This is a genomic window from Streptomyces sp. ICC1, assembly GCF_003287935.1.
GTDB classification, from domain to species: domain Bacteria; phylum Actinomycetota; class Actinomycetes; order Streptomycetales; family Streptomycetaceae; genus Streptomyces; species Streptomyces tritrimontium.
Genome location: NZ_CP030287.1, coordinates 7,069,627 through 7,083,889, shown reverse-complemented (window position 1 = coordinate 7,083,889; position 14,263 = coordinate 7,069,627). Strand labels below are relative to the sequence as shown.

At 71.7% G+C, this 14,263-nt stretch carries 12 protein-coding genes and 2 pseudogenes; 4 read left to right on the top strand and 10 right to left on the bottom strand.

Going from position 1 to position 14,263, the window contains the following annotated elements; translation table 11 throughout:
• Positions 1 to 21 precede the first annotated feature (21 nt).
• From DRB96_RS33130 to DRB96_RS33120, 3 genes are all read right to left on the bottom strand, one after another.
• A complete protein-coding gene (locus DRB96_RS33130; RefSeq protein WP_162688814.1) occupies positions 22 to 1,944 on the bottom strand; it encodes a protein kinase in 1,923 nt (640 codons plus the stop codon).
• A 135-nt stretch (positions 1,945 to 2,079) separates the two neighbouring features.
• Positions 2,080 to 2,256, bottom strand: coding sequence for a DUF397 domain-containing protein (locus DRB96_RS33125; protein ID WP_112451769.1), 177 nt, complete (start codon positions 2,254 to 2,256; stop codon positions 2,080 to 2,082).
• The gene (locus DRB96_RS33120) at positions 2,253 to 3,077 is read right to left on the bottom strand and encodes a helix-turn-helix transcriptional regulator (protein WP_112451768.1); all 825 of its coding nucleotides are present in this window, start codon (positions 3,075 to 3,077) and stop codon (positions 2,253 to 2,255) included. Before DRB96_RS33120 ends, DRB96_RS33125 begins: the two co-directional genes overlap by 4 nt.
• Before the next feature lie 147 nt (positions 3,078 to 3,224).
• On the opposite strand from DRB96_RS33120, the gene DRB96_RS33115 reads away from it, so the two are divergent.
• Positions 3,225 to 4,013 carry an alpha/beta fold hydrolase gene (locus DRB96_RS33115; protein ID WP_112451767.1) on the top strand — a complete coding sequence of 263 codons (789 nt, stop codon included), beginning with the start codon at positions 3,225 to 3,227 and terminating at the stop codon, positions 4,011 to 4,013.
• 217 nt (positions 4,014 to 4,230) lie between these two features.
• Here the strand turns inward: DRB96_RS33115 and DRB96_RS33110 are convergent.
• A pseudogene (locus tag DRB96_RS33110) lies at positions 4,231 to 5,143 on the bottom strand (penicillin acylase family protein); the annotation flags it as partial.
• Between the two features lie 65 nt (positions 5,144 to 5,208).
• Here DRB96_RS33110 and DRB96_RS33105 point away from each other — a divergent pair.
• Positions 5,209 to 5,575, top strand: a pseudogene (locus DRB96_RS33105) (SIP domain-containing protein); the annotation flags it as partial.
• A gap of 27 nt (positions 5,576 to 5,602) precedes the next feature.
• On the opposite strand, the gene DRB96_RS33100 reads toward DRB96_RS33105, so the two are convergent.
• The 4 genes from DRB96_RS33100 to DRB96_RS43335 all read right to left on the bottom strand — a co-directional run bounded on the left by DRB96_RS33100 (position 5,603) and on the right by DRB96_RS43335 (position 7,818).
• Positions 5,603 to 6,121 carry a DinB family protein gene (locus tag DRB96_RS33100; RefSeq protein WP_112451766.1) on the bottom strand — a complete coding sequence of 173 codons (519 nt, stop codon included), beginning with the start codon at positions 6,119 to 6,121 and terminating at the stop codon, positions 5,603 to 5,605.
• Positions 6,122 to 6,191: 70 nt separating this feature from the next.
• On the bottom strand, positions 6,192 to 7,001 hold the full coding sequence (locus tag DRB96_RS33095; protein WP_112454002.1) for a GNAT family N-acetyltransferase: 810 nt from the start codon (positions 6,999 to 7,001) through the stop codon (positions 6,192 to 6,194).
• 250 nt (positions 7,002 to 7,251) lie between these two features.
• The gene (locus tag DRB96_RS33090) at positions 7,252 to 7,551 is read right to left on the bottom strand and encodes a hypothetical protein (RefSeq protein ID WP_112451765.1); all 300 of its coding nucleotides are present in this window, start codon (positions 7,549 to 7,551) and stop codon (positions 7,252 to 7,254) included.
• Positions 7,552 to 7,641: 90 nt separating this feature from the next.
• On the bottom strand, positions 7,642 to 7,818 hold the full coding sequence (locus DRB96_RS43335) for a hypothetical protein (RefSeq protein ID WP_162688813.1): 177 nt from the start codon (positions 7,816 to 7,818) through the stop codon (positions 7,642 to 7,644).
• 234 nt (positions 7,819 to 8,052) lie between these two features.
• Between DRB96_RS43335 and DRB96_RS33085 the strand changes: the two genes are divergently transcribed.
• Together DRB96_RS33085 and DRB96_RS33080 are read left to right on the top strand one after the other, a co-directional pair.
• Positions 8,053 to 8,595, top strand: coding sequence for a GNAT family N-acetyltransferase (locus DRB96_RS33085; RefSeq protein ID WP_239516436.1), 543 nt, complete (start codon positions 8,053 to 8,055; stop codon positions 8,593 to 8,595).
• A 348-nt stretch (positions 8,596 to 8,943) separates the two neighbouring features.
• On the top strand, positions 8,944 to 9,945 hold the full coding sequence (locus DRB96_RS33080; protein ID WP_112451763.1) for a hypothetical protein: 1,002 nt from the start codon (positions 8,944 to 8,946) through the stop codon (positions 9,943 to 9,945).
• A 20-nt stretch (positions 9,946 to 9,965) separates the two neighbouring features.
• Here DRB96_RS33080 and DRB96_RS33075 read toward each other — a convergent pair whose 3' ends face one another.
• Both DRB96_RS33075 and DRB96_RS33070 read right to left on the bottom strand, forming a co-directional pair.
• Entirely contained in the window at positions 9,966 to 13,121 is a 3,156-nt protein-coding gene (locus DRB96_RS33075) for a DEAD/DEAH box helicase (protein ID WP_112451762.1), read from the bottom strand.
• Positions 13,122 to 13,258: 137 nt separating this feature from the next.
• Positions 13,259 to 14,260 carry an SEC-C metal-binding domain-containing protein gene (locus DRB96_RS33070; RefSeq protein WP_112451761.1) on the bottom strand — a complete coding sequence of 334 codons (1,002 nt, stop codon included), beginning with the start codon at positions 14,258 to 14,260 and terminating at the stop codon, positions 13,259 to 13,261.
• Positions 14,261 to 14,263 lie beyond the last annotated feature (3 nt).

The following is a 14,263-nucleotide window of genomic DNA, read 5'->3' as shown; positions in this document are numbered from 1 at the left end:
GTGTTCCGTCCGGTCACCGCACTAGCGCTTGAGCACGGGGGCGGCGATGACGACGGTGCCGTTGTCGCACCCCTTGTCCACCTTGATCCGCAGCCGCAGGGCGCCGCTCACGTCAACGGTGTGGGTGATCGGCTTGCCCAGCTGCACGAGCTCGGAGAAGGCGGCGGGCTGGCCGTCGAGGGAGATGCTGATCCGCCCCTTCTCGTTGGTCGAGCCGTCGTCGATCCCCACGATGAGGTCCAGCTTCTGCCACGCGCGGTTGAGGTCGAACTCCGTGTACGTGTCGCTGTAGCAGCGGCGCTCCGCGACGAACGCCGCCCCGTACTCCTTGGTGTCGATCTTGGCCGGCCGGACCTCGAACCCACCCAAGTCCGATACCGGGCTCATGACGGTCAGATCGGCGGAGTTGACCCCCGGCGCGACCCCCGACGGGGGCTGGGAACCCGTCGCCGTGGGCCGGACCGTCGGGCCGCCGGATGCGGATGCGGACGCGGACGCGGACGCGGACGAGCTGGGCGTCGGGGTGGGCGTCGGGCTCCCGGGTGTCGAGGACGACGAGGCCGCCTTGTCCCCACCGGCCGCCGTGTCCGAGCCGTCCGCGTCCTTCTTGTCCCCCAGCAGCTTTACGCCGACCACCGCACCGGCCGCCACCACCAGCACCGCCAGCACCGCGCCGAGCACCAGCCCGGTCCGCCGCTTCTTGCGCGGGGGCGGCGCGGACGCCGGTTCCGTAGGGGACTCGGCCGCGGGCGCGGGACCGTACCCCTGCGGCACGCTCGCCTGGACCGGGGGCGGGGAGTACACCGGCTCGGTGGGCGGTGGTGTGTACGCCGGCTGCCGCGGGGGCTGCTGCGGAGCCGCCACCGGGACGGCCGGCCGCTCAGGCGGCAGCGGGGGCGCGGCCCCGGGCTTCGGCGGGGCCACGGCCGGGGCCACGGCCGGGGCCACCGCAGGGGTCGGTGGTGCGACCGGAACCGGAGGTGCGACCGGAACCGGAGGCGTGACCGGGGCCGGCGGCGCGACCGGGACCGCACGCTGCGAGGTGGACGTGGTGGTGGACACCACCGCGCGGCGGATGTCCTTCATCCAGGCCGCCAGGTTCACCGGACGCTTCAGCGGGTCGGAGGCGTAGATCGAGGCGATCCGCTCCCGCTGCTCCGCGTCCAGAACGGCGATCTGCGGCAGCCCGGTGAGGGCGCCGGCCAGCAGGTCGGGGGTCGCCGGAGGCGATTCCCCGGTCAGCAGGAAGTACGCGATGGCCCCGAAGGCGTACCGGTCCGCGCCCGGGGTCCGCTTGCCGTCGAAGACCTCCGGCGCCGCGTAGCCCGGGGTGAACCAGACCTCCGCGGTCTGGTGGTCGGCGGTCAGCTTGCTGAGGCCGAAGTCCACCAGCGTGGCCTGCCCGTGGGCGTCGACCATGACGTTGCCCGGCGACAGGTCGCCGTGGATCACCTGGCGCCCGGACGGGGTGGCCTTCCCCGAGTGCAGCCAGTCCAGTACGTCGGCCAGCTGCTCCAGCGTGCGCATCACCTCGCGCCGCTCGGCGGCGGTGGAGAGGGTGCGCTCGGCCCGCCAGTCCCGCAGGTCCAGCCCGTCGACGTGGTTCATGACCAGGACCAGGGCGCGCCCGGTCAGGGTCCCGGATTCCCCGGGCCGGTGGATCGGCGGCCCTTCGAAGTGCTCCCGGACGCCGACGACGCCGGGCCGGTGGACGAAGCGCAGCAGCTCGGCCTGTTCGTTCCACTTCTGGCTGATCCGGTCGAAGACGTCCGGGGTGATCGTTGTCTTGGAGTCGAGCACCTTCACGACCACGGGCTCGGCCCCGCCCGCGAGCTCGATCTCCGCGAGGTAGAGCACGGCCTCCCCGCCGCGCCCGATGGACCGGAGCAAGCGGTAGCGGTCTGCTGCCGCGTCCGGCCCGATGTGCAGATTCTGGCTGGTCAATTTCCCCCCAGCGCCAATTGTTTGAGTGGGGATCAGCTTCGCGCGCGGGTCTCGCGCGGTCAATGGAAACCAGGTGGCCGGCCTTGGGTCATGCCTGCTGACGCCGACCACCGGGTGTGCTGGTCCCGGCCCTGCCTAGGAGGCGGCGTCGAGGAACGCGGCCCAGGCGGCGGGAGCCACGGTCAGGACCGGGCCCTCGGTGACCTTGGAGTCGCGCACGTGGACGGCGGCGGTGTGGGTGGCGACCTCGACGCAGTTGCCGCCCTCGTCGGTGCTGTAGCTCGACTTGAACCAGGTCAGTACGTGGGTCATGACTCTCCTAGCAGGTCGTCCAGCAGGCGCTTGCTGTCCTCCATGGACAGCGCCTGGTTTCGCAGGATCCCATATTTGAGAGTGATCGGATGGACGTCCTCGGGGTCGTCCAGTAGGAAGCTGACTCGGGGTCCTTCGAGGTAGACGAGCTGGTCGTGGTCGACGGTCTCCACTAGCACCATCGGCCCGTTGAGACCCGCGTGGGTCTCGCGGCCTGTCGGCATGATCTGGAGTCCCAGGAAGGGCAATTCGGCCAGTTCGCGCAGGTGGCGGAGCTGGGCCCGGAGGACTTCACGTCCGCCGATGGGGCGCTCCAGGACGGTCTGCTCCACGATGTAGTGCATCATCGGCGGCCATGGCTTGCGGGCCAGCATGGACTGGCGACCCAGCCGGGTGGCCGTCTGGACTTCGATCTCCTCCGGGGTCATCGGTGGGTACAGACAGCCGAACACCGCCGCCACGTACTCCGGGGTCTGGAGCAATCCTGGGATCACCGAGTTCTCGTACGAGAACAGGCTCACCGCACTCCTTTCGTGCGTGAAGAAGTCGATCGCGAACGCCGGGTACCGCTCCCGCTTCGGGATCTTCGCCAGCGACATGCTCAGCAAGCCGCCCGTTTCGAACAGTTCGTCGAGCGTCGCCGCCATGCGCGGCTGGAGGAGCCGACGGCCCTGCTCCATGGAGCCGATGGTCTCCGGGTCGATGTGCAGGTGCTCCGCCAGGCTCGCCTGGGTGTAGCCCGCCTGCCTGCGGAAATGCGCGGCCAGTGCGCCCAGGACTCGCCATGAGACGTTCCGCTGGGGCTTGTTGTCGTCTGCCATGCGTGCGACATCCCCGGGCGGGAGGCGTCTGACGCACCGTCGACCCGTACGGCGCCCGTACAAAATCCAGAGTTCTGTAGCGATCGTTAGTTTAATTGGGTACGGTTCTTTCTGTAGCGATCGCTACGGAACTTAGGGGGATCCCGCATGAGCACCGCACTGAACAGCACCTACGCCCGCACCGTCCGCAAGGAGAGCGGCGGACCCGGCCTCCTCCTCGCCCATGGCGGGGGCGGTTCGGTCGAATCGAACTTCGGTCCGATCCTCGATGCCCTCGCCGTCGGCCACAGCGTCGTCGGCGTCGACTACCCCGGTACGGGTGGCACCCCGCGCGCCACGGAGCCGCTCGAACTGGACGAGCTCGCCGATCAGTTGGTCGCGGCCGCCGACGCCGAGGGGCTGGAGCGGTTCGCCGTCCTCGGGTACTCGCTCGGTGGGAACGTCGCCGCACGCATCGCCGCCCGGCATCCCGAGCGGGTCACCGCGCTCGTGCTCACCGCCACGTTCGCCCGGTCCGGGCGGTGGCTCGACCTCGTCGCCGGCCTCTGGTCGGAGCTGGCCCGGCGCGGGGAGGGCGAGCTGCTCGCGCGGCTCCTCGTACCCCTCACCCTCAGCCCGCACGCGCTGGAGGCGTTGACCACCGAGCAGGTGGAGGACGTGGTGCGGGCGACCGCCGCGTCCTTCCCGCCCGGCGGCGGGGACCATGCCGCACTGGTGCGGGGGGCCGACGTGAGCGCCGACCTCGCGCGGGTGGACGTACCGGCGCTGGTCATCGCGACCACCGCCGACCGCCTCGTACCGCTGGAGCTCCAGCGGGCGGTGGCGGACGCGCTGCCGGGGGCTCGGTGGGCGGAACTGCCCACCGGGCACCTGCCGTTCGTCGAGCTCCCGCAGGAGTGGGCGGCGCTCGTCACCGAGTTCCTGGCATCCGCGTAGGGGTGGTTACGGGCCGCTGAGGCGCGGTCCGCCGACGCGGGGGTGGCGAGGCCGGCGGAACCGGGCTCGGCGCAGGTTCCGGCCGCGGTCTCCTCCAGGGCGGCGCGGACGTGGGCGGCGCGGTCCAGGCCGGGCAGCAGGCTGGTGGCTAGTGCTGTGGCCGGGGGCGGCACACCTCCGGGCCGGCCGGGGCGTCCGCGAGGCCGGCGAAGTCGGCGTCGACGTCGGCGACGCTGCGGGCGCGCAGGAGGGCGGGCAGGGCGGCGAACCCGACCACCTCGACCGGGTCCGCGCCGGCGACCGCGATGGTCTCGGTGTGGCGGGCGACCGGTTCCCACGCGCCGTCGGGGCCGAGGGCCTCGATCCGGCCGTCCTCCAGATGCCGCAGCCGCTCGGAGTAGAGGTCCTGGGAATCGGCCATGGCGTGGGTGACGGCCCAGGCGGCGGTGCCGGTGTGCCCGGAGTGGGCGAGGCCGGGGACGCCGGGGACGGCGAGGACGACGACGTCGTACTCGGGGCAGGCGGGGCGCATCTGCTGGTACGCGCCGGGGTTCTCGGTGAACCGGTGCGGGTCGCCCGCGATGATCGCCGACCCGGTGGCGGTCCGGTCGCCCGGCATCAGCCGGCCGTTGCCGCCGCCGGGGGCGGGGCCGTTGCCCGCGAAGAGGGCGGCAGCCTCCTCGCCGAGGGCGCGGGCCGCGCGCTCGCGCCACAGCTTCGCGGCGAAGCCGGCGAAGAGGATGTGGGTCGAGATCCAGATGGCGAGCGGGACCCAGGGCTCCCAGGGCCCGGGGCGTGCGCGAAGCGAGTGTCGCGGGCGGCCCGGGGGCGAGCCCGTCGTTGTCCCCGGCGACGTACGCCCGGACCCAGGCGGCGGTGTCCCGGTCGAGCGCGTCGTGGCAGCGGCGCGCGGTGTCGGCGAGGCGGCTCCGGCGGGCGAAGCGGTCCCAGGGGACGGACCCGGGGCCGAGGGGGGAGGCGCTCGCGCCCTCGGCGCGCAGGCGCTCGGTCTCGAGCTGCCAGGCGCGGTCGAGGGCGGTGGTGCGGCCCTGGGCGTAGGACAGGCTGAGCGGATCCGGGGCGCGGAGGTGCGGTACGCCCCAAGCATCCCGGTAGAGCTCTTTCTTCACGCCGTGCGCGTCCGCGTCCGCGCCGTCGGTGGTGCTCACAAGGCTCACACCCGGCGGGGCAGTCGCTGCACCCGACGATGTGGGTCAGGCTCTGGTTCACGACCGCCGAAGGCAGACCGCACCAGCGGGCCTACACGCTGGTCGATCCGGACCCGGCCGCCGGCACCTTCTCGCTGGAGTTCGCCCTGCACGACGGGGTCGCGAGCGCGTGGGCGCGGCGCGCGGCGCCGGGTCGAGCGGTGCGCGGGCGGGGGCTCGTCGCTGGCCGAGCGTGTCCGGGCCGAACTCCCGGCCCTCCTGGGGGAGGCCGGGTCGGCCTACGTCTGGCTGGCCTCCGACACGGCCACCACCCGCACCCTGTCGAGCTGGCTCCGCAAGGACCTGGCGGTCCCGAAGGCCCGCGTCAACGCCCTGGGCTACTGGCGCCCCTGACCGGTGCCCGGTACGGCGCCTGCGCGGTCAGGCGCCCGTGGTGCCGTCGATGGCCTCGCGGAGGAAGTCCGCGTGGCCGTTGTGGCGGGCGTACTCGTGGATCATGTGGAGCATGAGCGTGCGGAGCGAGGCGTCCTCCTCCCACTTCACGACGTACGCCGTCACGTCGAGGGACGCGGCGGCCGCCTCCACCGCCCGCGCGTGCTCGACCTCCGACTCCCAGGCCGCGAAGGCCTCGGCGCGGGTCGAGCCGGAGGCGTCGTAGGCGGCCTGGAAGTCGCGCTTGTCCGACCACAGGTGGGGGACGTCCGCCCCGCCCACCGTCCGGCGGAACCAGTGCCGCTCGACCTCGGCCATGTGCCGGACCAGCCCCAGCAGGGACAGGGTCGAGGGCGGGGAGGCCTGGAGGCGCAGTTCTTCGTCGGTGAGGCCGTCGCACTTCCAGGCGAGGGTGGCCCGGTGGAAGTCGAGGTACGCGCGGAGCGTCTCGCGCTCGCCCCCGGTGAGGGGCGGGTCGCTGCGGTGGGTGGGTTCTGTCGCTGCCATGGTTGTGATCTTGCCCCGTCGGGACGGGGCGTGGAAGCCGTTCGCTGCGACTCGTCAGCGGCCGGCCCCGCTACCCCTCCCACACCCAGGGCACCGTGACGCCCAGCACCTCGAAGCCCAGCCGCTCCAGGATCGGCCGGCTGTCCTGCGAGGCGTCCACCTGGAGGTAGGGGATGCCGCGCTCCGCCGCCACGCGGGCGCGGTGCGCGACCAGGAGGCGGTAGATGCCGCGGCCGCGCCACTGCGGCACGGTGCCGCCGCCCCACAGGCCCGCGAAGGAAGTGCCCGGGCGCATCTCGATCCGGGCCGCGGACACCGGGGTGTCGCCCGCCATCGCGACGACCGCCTCGATCGTTTCCGGCTCGTCCCTCAGCAGGTTCAGCATCAGCTCCCTGATGCGCGGGCGGTCCGTGCCGAAGGCGCCGCGGTGGGCCTCCATCATCAGCTCGACGCCCTCCCCGTCGGTCACCACCCGCAGCGTGATCCCCGCCGGCGGCTCCACCGGCATCCTCGCGAGCTCCGAAGTCCTGCCGATCAGCAGCGTCTCGGCCGGCTCCGCCACGAAGCCGGCCGCGCGCAGCCGCTCCCCGAGGTCGGCGGGGCGGTCGTAGTCGTAGAGCTTCCACTCGAACTCCGGCCCCGCGATCTCGCCCCGGGCCGCCAGGCCGGTGAAGAACGCCACCTGCTCCGCGATCGCCGCGTCCGCCGTCCCCTCGTCCAGGTCCGACCAGAGCACGGTGTTCCCGCCGGCTCCGGGCACGATCTGCCGTACGACCGGGCCCGCCCGTTCCACGCGCGCGTCGCTGGTGTCGGGCCGCGCCTCCCGGCGCATCTCGGAGTCGAACTCGGCGCGCAGCTTCAGCAGGTCATCCCGGTCCATCGTCATCCGGCCAGCTCACCAGCCGTCACCCGCGCGCACAACTGCATTAGCCTCACCCCTGTGAGCGACCCTGGGCTCGGAGATGTCTATACGCCCCAGCGCCGCATCCCCCGGCCGCCCGGCGGCCCGCCGGGCGGCCGGGGGATGCGGGCTCCGGGGGATGCGGGCTCCGGGGGCTCGGGCTCCCCGGGCTCCCGCTCCCCTGCTGCTCTCTGCTCCCCGCTCCCGTTCCCCTGCTCCCCGCTCCGGGTCAGCCGCGGTCCGCGACGGCCCAGGACGCGGCGGCCACGATGCCCGCGGCTCCGAGCACGGCCGGCCAGGCGCCGACCTTCTTCGCCAGCGGGTGCGCGCCCGCGAAGCCGGCGAGGTACAGCGCGCCGAGCCCGGCCGCCGCGGGGGCGCCGCCGCGCTTGTGCCACTCCAGCCCGGCCACGATGCCCGCGGCACCGAGGACGACACCGCCGAGCGGGCGCTTCTTGGTCCACCGGGCGACGGCGTACCCGCCGACCAGGCCGGTGGCCGCCACAACGGAACTCGGTACCCGTGCCATGCCCAACTCCCTCACGCCATCGACTCGTACGGCCACGTGCCCGTACACCCGTACGCTTTCACATCCGCGCGCCAATTCGCCCACCCGCCGCTAACCCGGCCCCTTGACCACCCGTCGGGCACCCAGTCCGCCCAGCACCAGCACGGCGCCGCCGATCACCGGATCCGGCACCGCGTCCCGTACGCCGCGCGGCAGCACGGCCACCACGCCCAGGACGAGGAGGAACGCGAGCCCGCACCCGGCGGCGGCCCGTAGCAGTCTGTCCACGTGCTGCTCAACGCGCCGCCCGGCCGCCCGACACGGACCGCGTCGAGGGGATTTGTCGCACACTCGCCGGATCCGTGCGATGTCTGCCCAGGCAACCCGATGGGCATAAATTCAATCTCCCACCCAAAGGGGCAAACCACCTCGGCCCCTTGGAGCACAACCGCCCCTCCACTCCACTCCACTCCACTCCACTCCACTCCCCTCCCCGACCAACACACCAGGAGCCAGGACACAGTGATCTGCTACGGACAGGCCGTCCTCGACCTCGCGGACGAACTGGTCGACGTCTACGCCGACGTCTTCTCCGCTCCGCCGTGGAACGAAGACGAAGAAACCATTCGCCAGTTCGCCACCCGCCTCCCGGCCGATGCCCGGCGCCGTGGCTTCCGCACCGCCCTCGCCCAGTCCGCCACCGGCATCGACGGCTTCGCGACGGGCTGGATCACCCTGGCGGCCTTCCCGAAGAACCGCGCGTACGCCCAGGTCGCGGCGCAGCTCGGACCGGCCCGGGTGAAGGAACTCCTCACCGGGGCGCTGGAGATAGACGAACTCGCGGTACGCCCCTACGCGCGCGGCCGCGGCACCGCCCGTGACCTCCTCACCGAGATCACCACCGACGCCCCGGACCGCCGCGCCTGGCTGCTGACCAGCCGGCTGGCCAGGGAGACGGTGGCCACGTACCGCCGCCTGGGCTGGCACGAGGTCGAGGCCCGGCCGGGCACGGAGACGGGCGTGATCGTCTTCCTGTCCCCGGAGCACCCGAACCGCGCGGGGTGAGGGCGGACGGGGGCGGGCGGCACGCCGCGCGCCCCGACCACGGCCGGGCGCCGGCCGCCTGATTCCCGCACACGGCGCGCCGGGGGAGTCCGGACAGCCCGGCGGGGGCATACCGGGGCCATGAACCCCACCACGCGCACCAGCCCCGCCCGGCACGCGACGAAGCCCACGCCGACAAGGCCCAAGCCCCGCACATCACCCCCGCACACGGCTGCGCCCCCGCGCACGGCTGCGCCCATGTACACGGCTGCGCCCGCGCCCCGCACATCACCCCCGCACACGGCTGCGCCCACGCGCACGCCCAAATACACGGCCACGCCCACGGCTTCGCCGACTCCCCCCACCCCCATGGCGCGGCGCCAGCTCAACCTCGCCACGCGCCACCAGCTGACCACCAGGGCCGGCATCCCGCCGGGCACGATCACCTCCCGTACCCGCCCCGGCGGCCCCTGGCAGCGCCTGCTGCCCCGCGTCTACCTCCTCCAGACCGGGCCCCCGGACCACCGCCAACGCGCCCTGGCGGCCGTCCTCTACGCCGCCGAGCCCGCCGCCGACCCGCTCTCCGGCGATACGGCCGCCCTCACCGGCGCCGCCGCCCTCTCCCTCCTCGGCATCCGCATCCGCGAAGCCCCGTACCCGCCCGCCGCGCCCGCCGCGCCCGCCGACGTCCTGATCCGCGCCCCGCGCCGGCTGGCGTCCGTGGACGGGGTCCGCCCGTTCCCGACCGCCCGCTGGCCCCGCACCATCGCCGTCTGCGGCATCCCCAGCACCCGCCCGGTCCGCGCGGCCGCCGACTTCGCCGCCCGCTGCGAGGCCCCCGACACGATCCGCTCGGTCCTGGCCCAGGTGGTCCAGTCCGGCTGGTGCCACCCGCACGACCTGCACACCGAACTCCGCTCGGCCCGCCTCCTGAGCCGCCCGGCGATCCGCGAGGCCGCGGCGGAACTGGTCGCCGGAGTCCGCTCGATCGCCGAGGCCCGGGCCCGCGACACCCTGACCGCCACCGACCTCCCGACGCCCCTGTGGAACGCCCGCCTCTACACCCCGGACGGCACCTTCCTGGCGAGCCCGGACGCGTACTGGCCCGAAGAGGGCGTGGCCCTGGAAGTCGACTCGGCGGAATACCACTACACCCGTGACTCCTGGCAAGCCACCCTCCGTCGCCGCCTGCGCCTGGAGTCGCACGGAGTCCTGGTGGTCAGCGCCACCCCTTCGATGATCCGCGACACCCCGACGGAGGTCCTCGCAGCCCTCCGCACCCTCCTGATCCTGGCCAAAACCCGCCCCACCCCACCCACAACCCACGCCCGCGGCCACCAACAGCTCACCCTCTTCCCCGGGGCGAGGTGACGGCTGCGGGCCAGGACTCCTCAGCCCGCGATGGCGGAGTACGAGGAGACGTCAGCGGGGATCTCGTGGTGCAGCCGCCACTCGATCCCCATCGGCTTGCTGCCCTGATGGCGGACGTATTCGGCGGGTCCCAGGAGCATCCACGCCTGGGGGCCGCCGATGTCGGTCTTCTTGAAGCGGCGGACGAAGAGGAGGACATGCGATCCCCCCTCCGTGTGGGTCCGGTACCGAATGCCGGTGGGTGAGGTCTCGGAGGTGCTGTTCTGTGACTCCCAGTGGAAGTGGAACTCGCCCAACGCGTAGTCCTTGTACTGGGTCTGGGGCGAGAAGTCCTTGACGTCCTTCTCCAGGGTGACCAGGAGGGCATCCGTCTGGATCTCCTCGCACCACTTCACGCCTTCCCGGAAGTGCCCGGGAAGGAAGCCGCCGAGAGCCGCCTGCCCCAGGGCAGGAAGGATCTCCTCGCGGCTGTACGAAGCGTGCACGGTCAGCGGGAGCGCCGCGTGGTCGCCGGTCAGCGGAACGGGGACGTGTTCGGTCCGGTCCAAGTCATGGGCCAGGACCTGGCGGAGTTCGTTACGGAAGGCGTGCTGCGGCCGAAGGGACGCGAAGGCCTCTTCGTAGGTGGTGAATTCTGCTCCGAGCGGCCAGAGGGAGAAGAAGAACATGCGGGCGTAGGCCTGCTCGTGCTCGTCGAGATCGGAATACGCCGGGGCATCGTCGTCGAGGAAGGAGGCGTAGGCCTGTACTCGGGCGGGATCGTCCACGTGCAGGAAGGCCGAGACCCGCCTGAGGAGCACTTCTTCGCCCTCCGGTGCGGGGGTGGTGAGCAACTTCGCTCGGCGCAGGAGGCCCGTCCAGGAGTTGCCGTTCCCCCGGTACAGCTCGTTGATCTGGCGGCCGCTCTCCTTGAGGAAAGCAGCCAGATCCGCCTGCGCGTACGCGGCTACCTCTCGGGCGAGCTGGACGACGTTCACGTTGATCTGGCTTCGGATGTTCTCGATGATCCGGTCCTTCGCCTTGCTCTCGAGAACGATCTGGCAGCCGGCCGGGAGCTGCGGGAAGTCCTTCTCGATGGCGGCCAAGAGCCGGTTGCGCGTCAGGTTGGTGAGGGCGCGGAACTGCTCCTCGAAGCGGAACTCCTTACGGTGCTGCCCGATGAAGTCGAGGACGGTCAGCACCGGCTTGTTCTCGCTGCGGCGCAGGCCCCGGCCCAACTGCTGGAGGAACACGGTTGCGCTGGAGGTGGGCCGCAAGAGGAGCAAGGTGTCTACGTCAGGAACGTCGAGGCCCTCGTTGAAGAGGTCCACGGAGAAGATCACATTGAGTTTGCCGGCCTTCAGCGCTTCGAGAGCGGCCCGACGCTCCTCACGGGGAGTTTCGCCGGACAGGGCCACGGAGGTGAACCCCGCGAGGTTGAAGAAGTCGGCCATGAAGTGCGCGTGCGCCACGGACACGCAGAATCCGAGGGCGCGCATCGTCTCCGGTGCGTTGAGCTTCTCCTGAAGGGCGCGAACGACCAGTCGGGCCCGTGCCTCGTTGCCGGTGAAGAGAGAGCTGAGGGCGTCGGAATCGTAGGATCCCCGCTTCCACGCGACGGCGCTCATGTCGGTGCTGTCGGTGATGCCGAAGTAGTGGAAGGGGCAGAGCAGGTCGTTCTCCAGGGCCTCCCACAGGCGCATCTCGGCGGCAATGCGTCCCTCGAAGAACTCGTCCTGGACGTTCAGACCGTCCATGCGCTCGGGGGTGGCCGTCAGCCCGAGGAATTCATTGGGGGAGAAGTGATCGAGGACCCTGCGGTAGGTGGGGGAGGTTCCGTGGTGGAACTCGTCGATGACGATGACGTCGAAGTGTTCTGCGGAGAGCCGTTCCAAGGTGCGGGCGTTCAAGGACTGGACGCTCGCGAAGACGTTTTCCCAATCCTTCGGAACCTTCCCGTCGCACAACAGCTCGCCGAAGTTGGCGTCGTCGAGGACGTCCCGGTAGGTGCGCAGGGACTGTTCGAGGATCTCCTTGCGGTGGGCGATGAACAGCAGACGGAGATCGCGCCCCAGCTTCGCTCGCAGGCGTTTGAAGTCGAGCGCCGCCATGACGGTCTTTCCGGTCCCCGTCGCCGCTACGAGCAGGTTCGCGTGCCGGTCGTGCACCGTGCGTTCGACTTCGAGCCGCTCCAGCATGTCGCGCTGGTGCGAGAAGGGCTGGATGCCCAGGCCCGACAGGCTGATGACGCGGGCGGCGTCACGGTCCTTGCTCGACCCACCTGCGATGTCGAGAGCCCTGTCCAGGCGGTCGGCGTCGCGGTCCGGATCGTAGGGCTCGAAGGCCCGCTCGCTCCAGTAGGCGTCGAAGGTGGCTTCGAACTTCCGTAGTACGTCCGGTGTCGCGATGCCGGACAGTCGGACGTTCCACTCCAGCCCGTCGAGCAGCGCTGCTTTGGAGAGGTTGGAACTCCCGACGTACGCGGTGTCGAAGCGGGAACGGCGGCGAAAGAGCCAGGCCTTGGCGTGCAGACGCGTGGAGCGAAGCTCGTAGTTGATCTTCACCTCGGCGTTGAACTCGCGCACGAGCCGGTCCAGAGCCTTGCGCTCGGTGGCGCCGATGTACGTCGTGGTGATGACGCGGATGGGAACGCCCCGGGCGGCAGCTGCCTTGAGCGGCTGCTCCAGTACGCGCAGTCCGGTCCATTTCACGAAGGCGCACAGCAGGTCGATGCGGTCGGCGGTGGCCAGCTCGGCCCGGAGCTCCGAGCCAAGGCTCGGGTCCTCGGGCGAGTTGGTGATGAGGGCCGTCTCGGACAGCGGAGTGGAGGGTCGGATCGAGTAGCCCTGGGACGGTGCACTGCCTGCTACGGCGAGGAGTTGGCGCGGTCCCTCCATGATGGGACCGACCCAGCTCTCGGATTCCTTGGGCCCCGCGAACGTGCTCAGGGACCGGAGGATCTCGTTCGCCGCGTGCACCTGGTCGCTGGGTGCCAGCCTCTTCAGGACTTCGCCGATCGCGTGGGCAACGTGTCGGGTCAGTACGTGCTGAGAGGACTCGCCGCTGACTTGATCGGCTATGACGACGCTTCCCGCGGCGATGAGTTCCTGGAGCTGTTCCTCGAGCCCTGTGGTGATCAGCGTTTCGTGCAGTCCGGTGACGGGCTTCGAAGGGCTCGGGTGGTTGCCAGACGTCACGGAATCTCCTCGGGGGTTGATCGTCGCAGCCCCGTTGTATCAAGGCCGACTGACAACACCTGTCGGAATGTGACCCGAAAAGCCCTGAGAGAGATCCACTTCAGTCAGGTTGTGACTGGTTTTACTCACTCACTCACTCACTCACTCGTGCCGTGGCACTCCGCGTACGGCTTGCCCGACTGGCACCAGCACGTGGACGTGCCCGTCGGGGGCCACGGGGTGGCTTTGCCTCGGGCCGCCAGGGTCGTGGCGTACTCGACCAAGAGCGAGGGGGAGGACGGGGAGGTCTTCTCCGAGGCCGCGAAGGCCTCGTACGAGGGGACGCTCGCGGTGACGATGCCCAGGTTGGTCGTGCCCGAGGCGGCCAGGGTGCGCAGGGAGGCTTCGACCTGTGCCAGGTGGGCGTCGTGGGAGGGGTACTCGGCGGCCAGCGTCGGGTACGAGGTCAGGAGCTCCGCCAGCTCGCGCGCCGGCCAGTGCAGGATCGCCACCGGGAACGGGCGGGAGAGCGCGGCGCGGCGGTCGCCCAGCTCGGCGCGCAGGCGGGCGATCTCGGCGCGGAGCTCGGCGGGGTCGTCGGAGCCGAGGGCCCAGATGCGCTTGGGGTCGTGGAGTTCGTCCAGCGGGATCGGGCCGATGTGGCGGGTGTCCGCGACCATGTCCCAGTCGTCGTGCGGGAGTCCGAGGAGGCGGCGTACGCGGTGGCGGCCCGTGAGGAGCGCGGTGGTCGCCCGGGTGAGGGGGGCGTTGTCCGGGGCGAGCAGGGTGGCCGCCTCCGTGAAGCACTCGTGGGAGGCTTCCAGCTCGTCGTGGGCTTCGAGGGCCTCGGCGATGACTTCCCAGGGCGCCGGGTCCGAGGGGGCCGCCGCGCGGATGCCGGAGATCAGGGCGCGGGCCTCGGGCTCGTGGCCGTACTCCCAGAGGTTGGCGGCCTGGAGCGCCTTGATCAGGGAGGGGTCGGCCGGTTCGGCCGCGAGGAGTTGGTCGTAGAGCGTGCTCGCCCGCTCGCGTGCGTCGGCCAGTTCGAGGTGGGCCGCGGCCTGGAGGAGCAAGGGCTCCTGGTCCTCGGGGTAGCGGGTCGCCGTGCGGATGAGGCGCTCGGCTTCGGCGATGTGCTCGGCAGGCGTGTCGGGGCGCATGGT

Bases quoted from the DNA above. Each gene is read 5' to 3' on its own strand.
- DRB96_RS33125 (WP_112451769.1), bottom strand. From the start codon at position 2,256: ATGACCCACGTACTGACCTGGTTCAAGTCGAGCTACAGCACCGACGAG.
- DRB96_RS33120 (WP_112451768.1), bottom strand. From the start codon at position 3,077: ATGGCAGACGACAACAAGCCCCAGCGGAACGTCTCATGGCGAGTCCTG.
- DRB96_RS33115 (WP_112451767.1), top strand. From the start codon at position 3,225: ATGAGCACCGCACTGAACAGCACCTACGCCCGCACCGTCCGCAAGGAG.
- DRB96_RS33100 (WP_112451766.1), bottom strand. From the start codon at position 6,121: ATGGCAGCGACAGAACCCACCCACCGCAGCGACCCGCCCCTCACCGGG.
- DRB96_RS33095 (WP_112454002.1), bottom strand. From the start codon at position 7,001: ATGGACCGGGATGACCTGCTGAAGCTGCGCGCCGAGTTCGACTCCGAG.
- DRB96_RS33090 (WP_112451765.1), bottom strand. From the start codon at position 7,551: ATGGCACGGGTACCGAGTTCCGTTGTGGCGGCCACCGGCCTGGTCGGC.
- DRB96_RS33080 (WP_112451763.1), top strand. From the start codon at position 8,944: ATGGCGCGGCGCCAGCTCAACCTCGCCACGCGCCACCAGCTGACCACC.
- DRB96_RS33070 (WP_112451761.1), bottom strand. From the start codon at position 14,260: ATGCGCCCCGACACGCCTGCCGAGCACATCGCCGAAGCCGAGCGCCTC.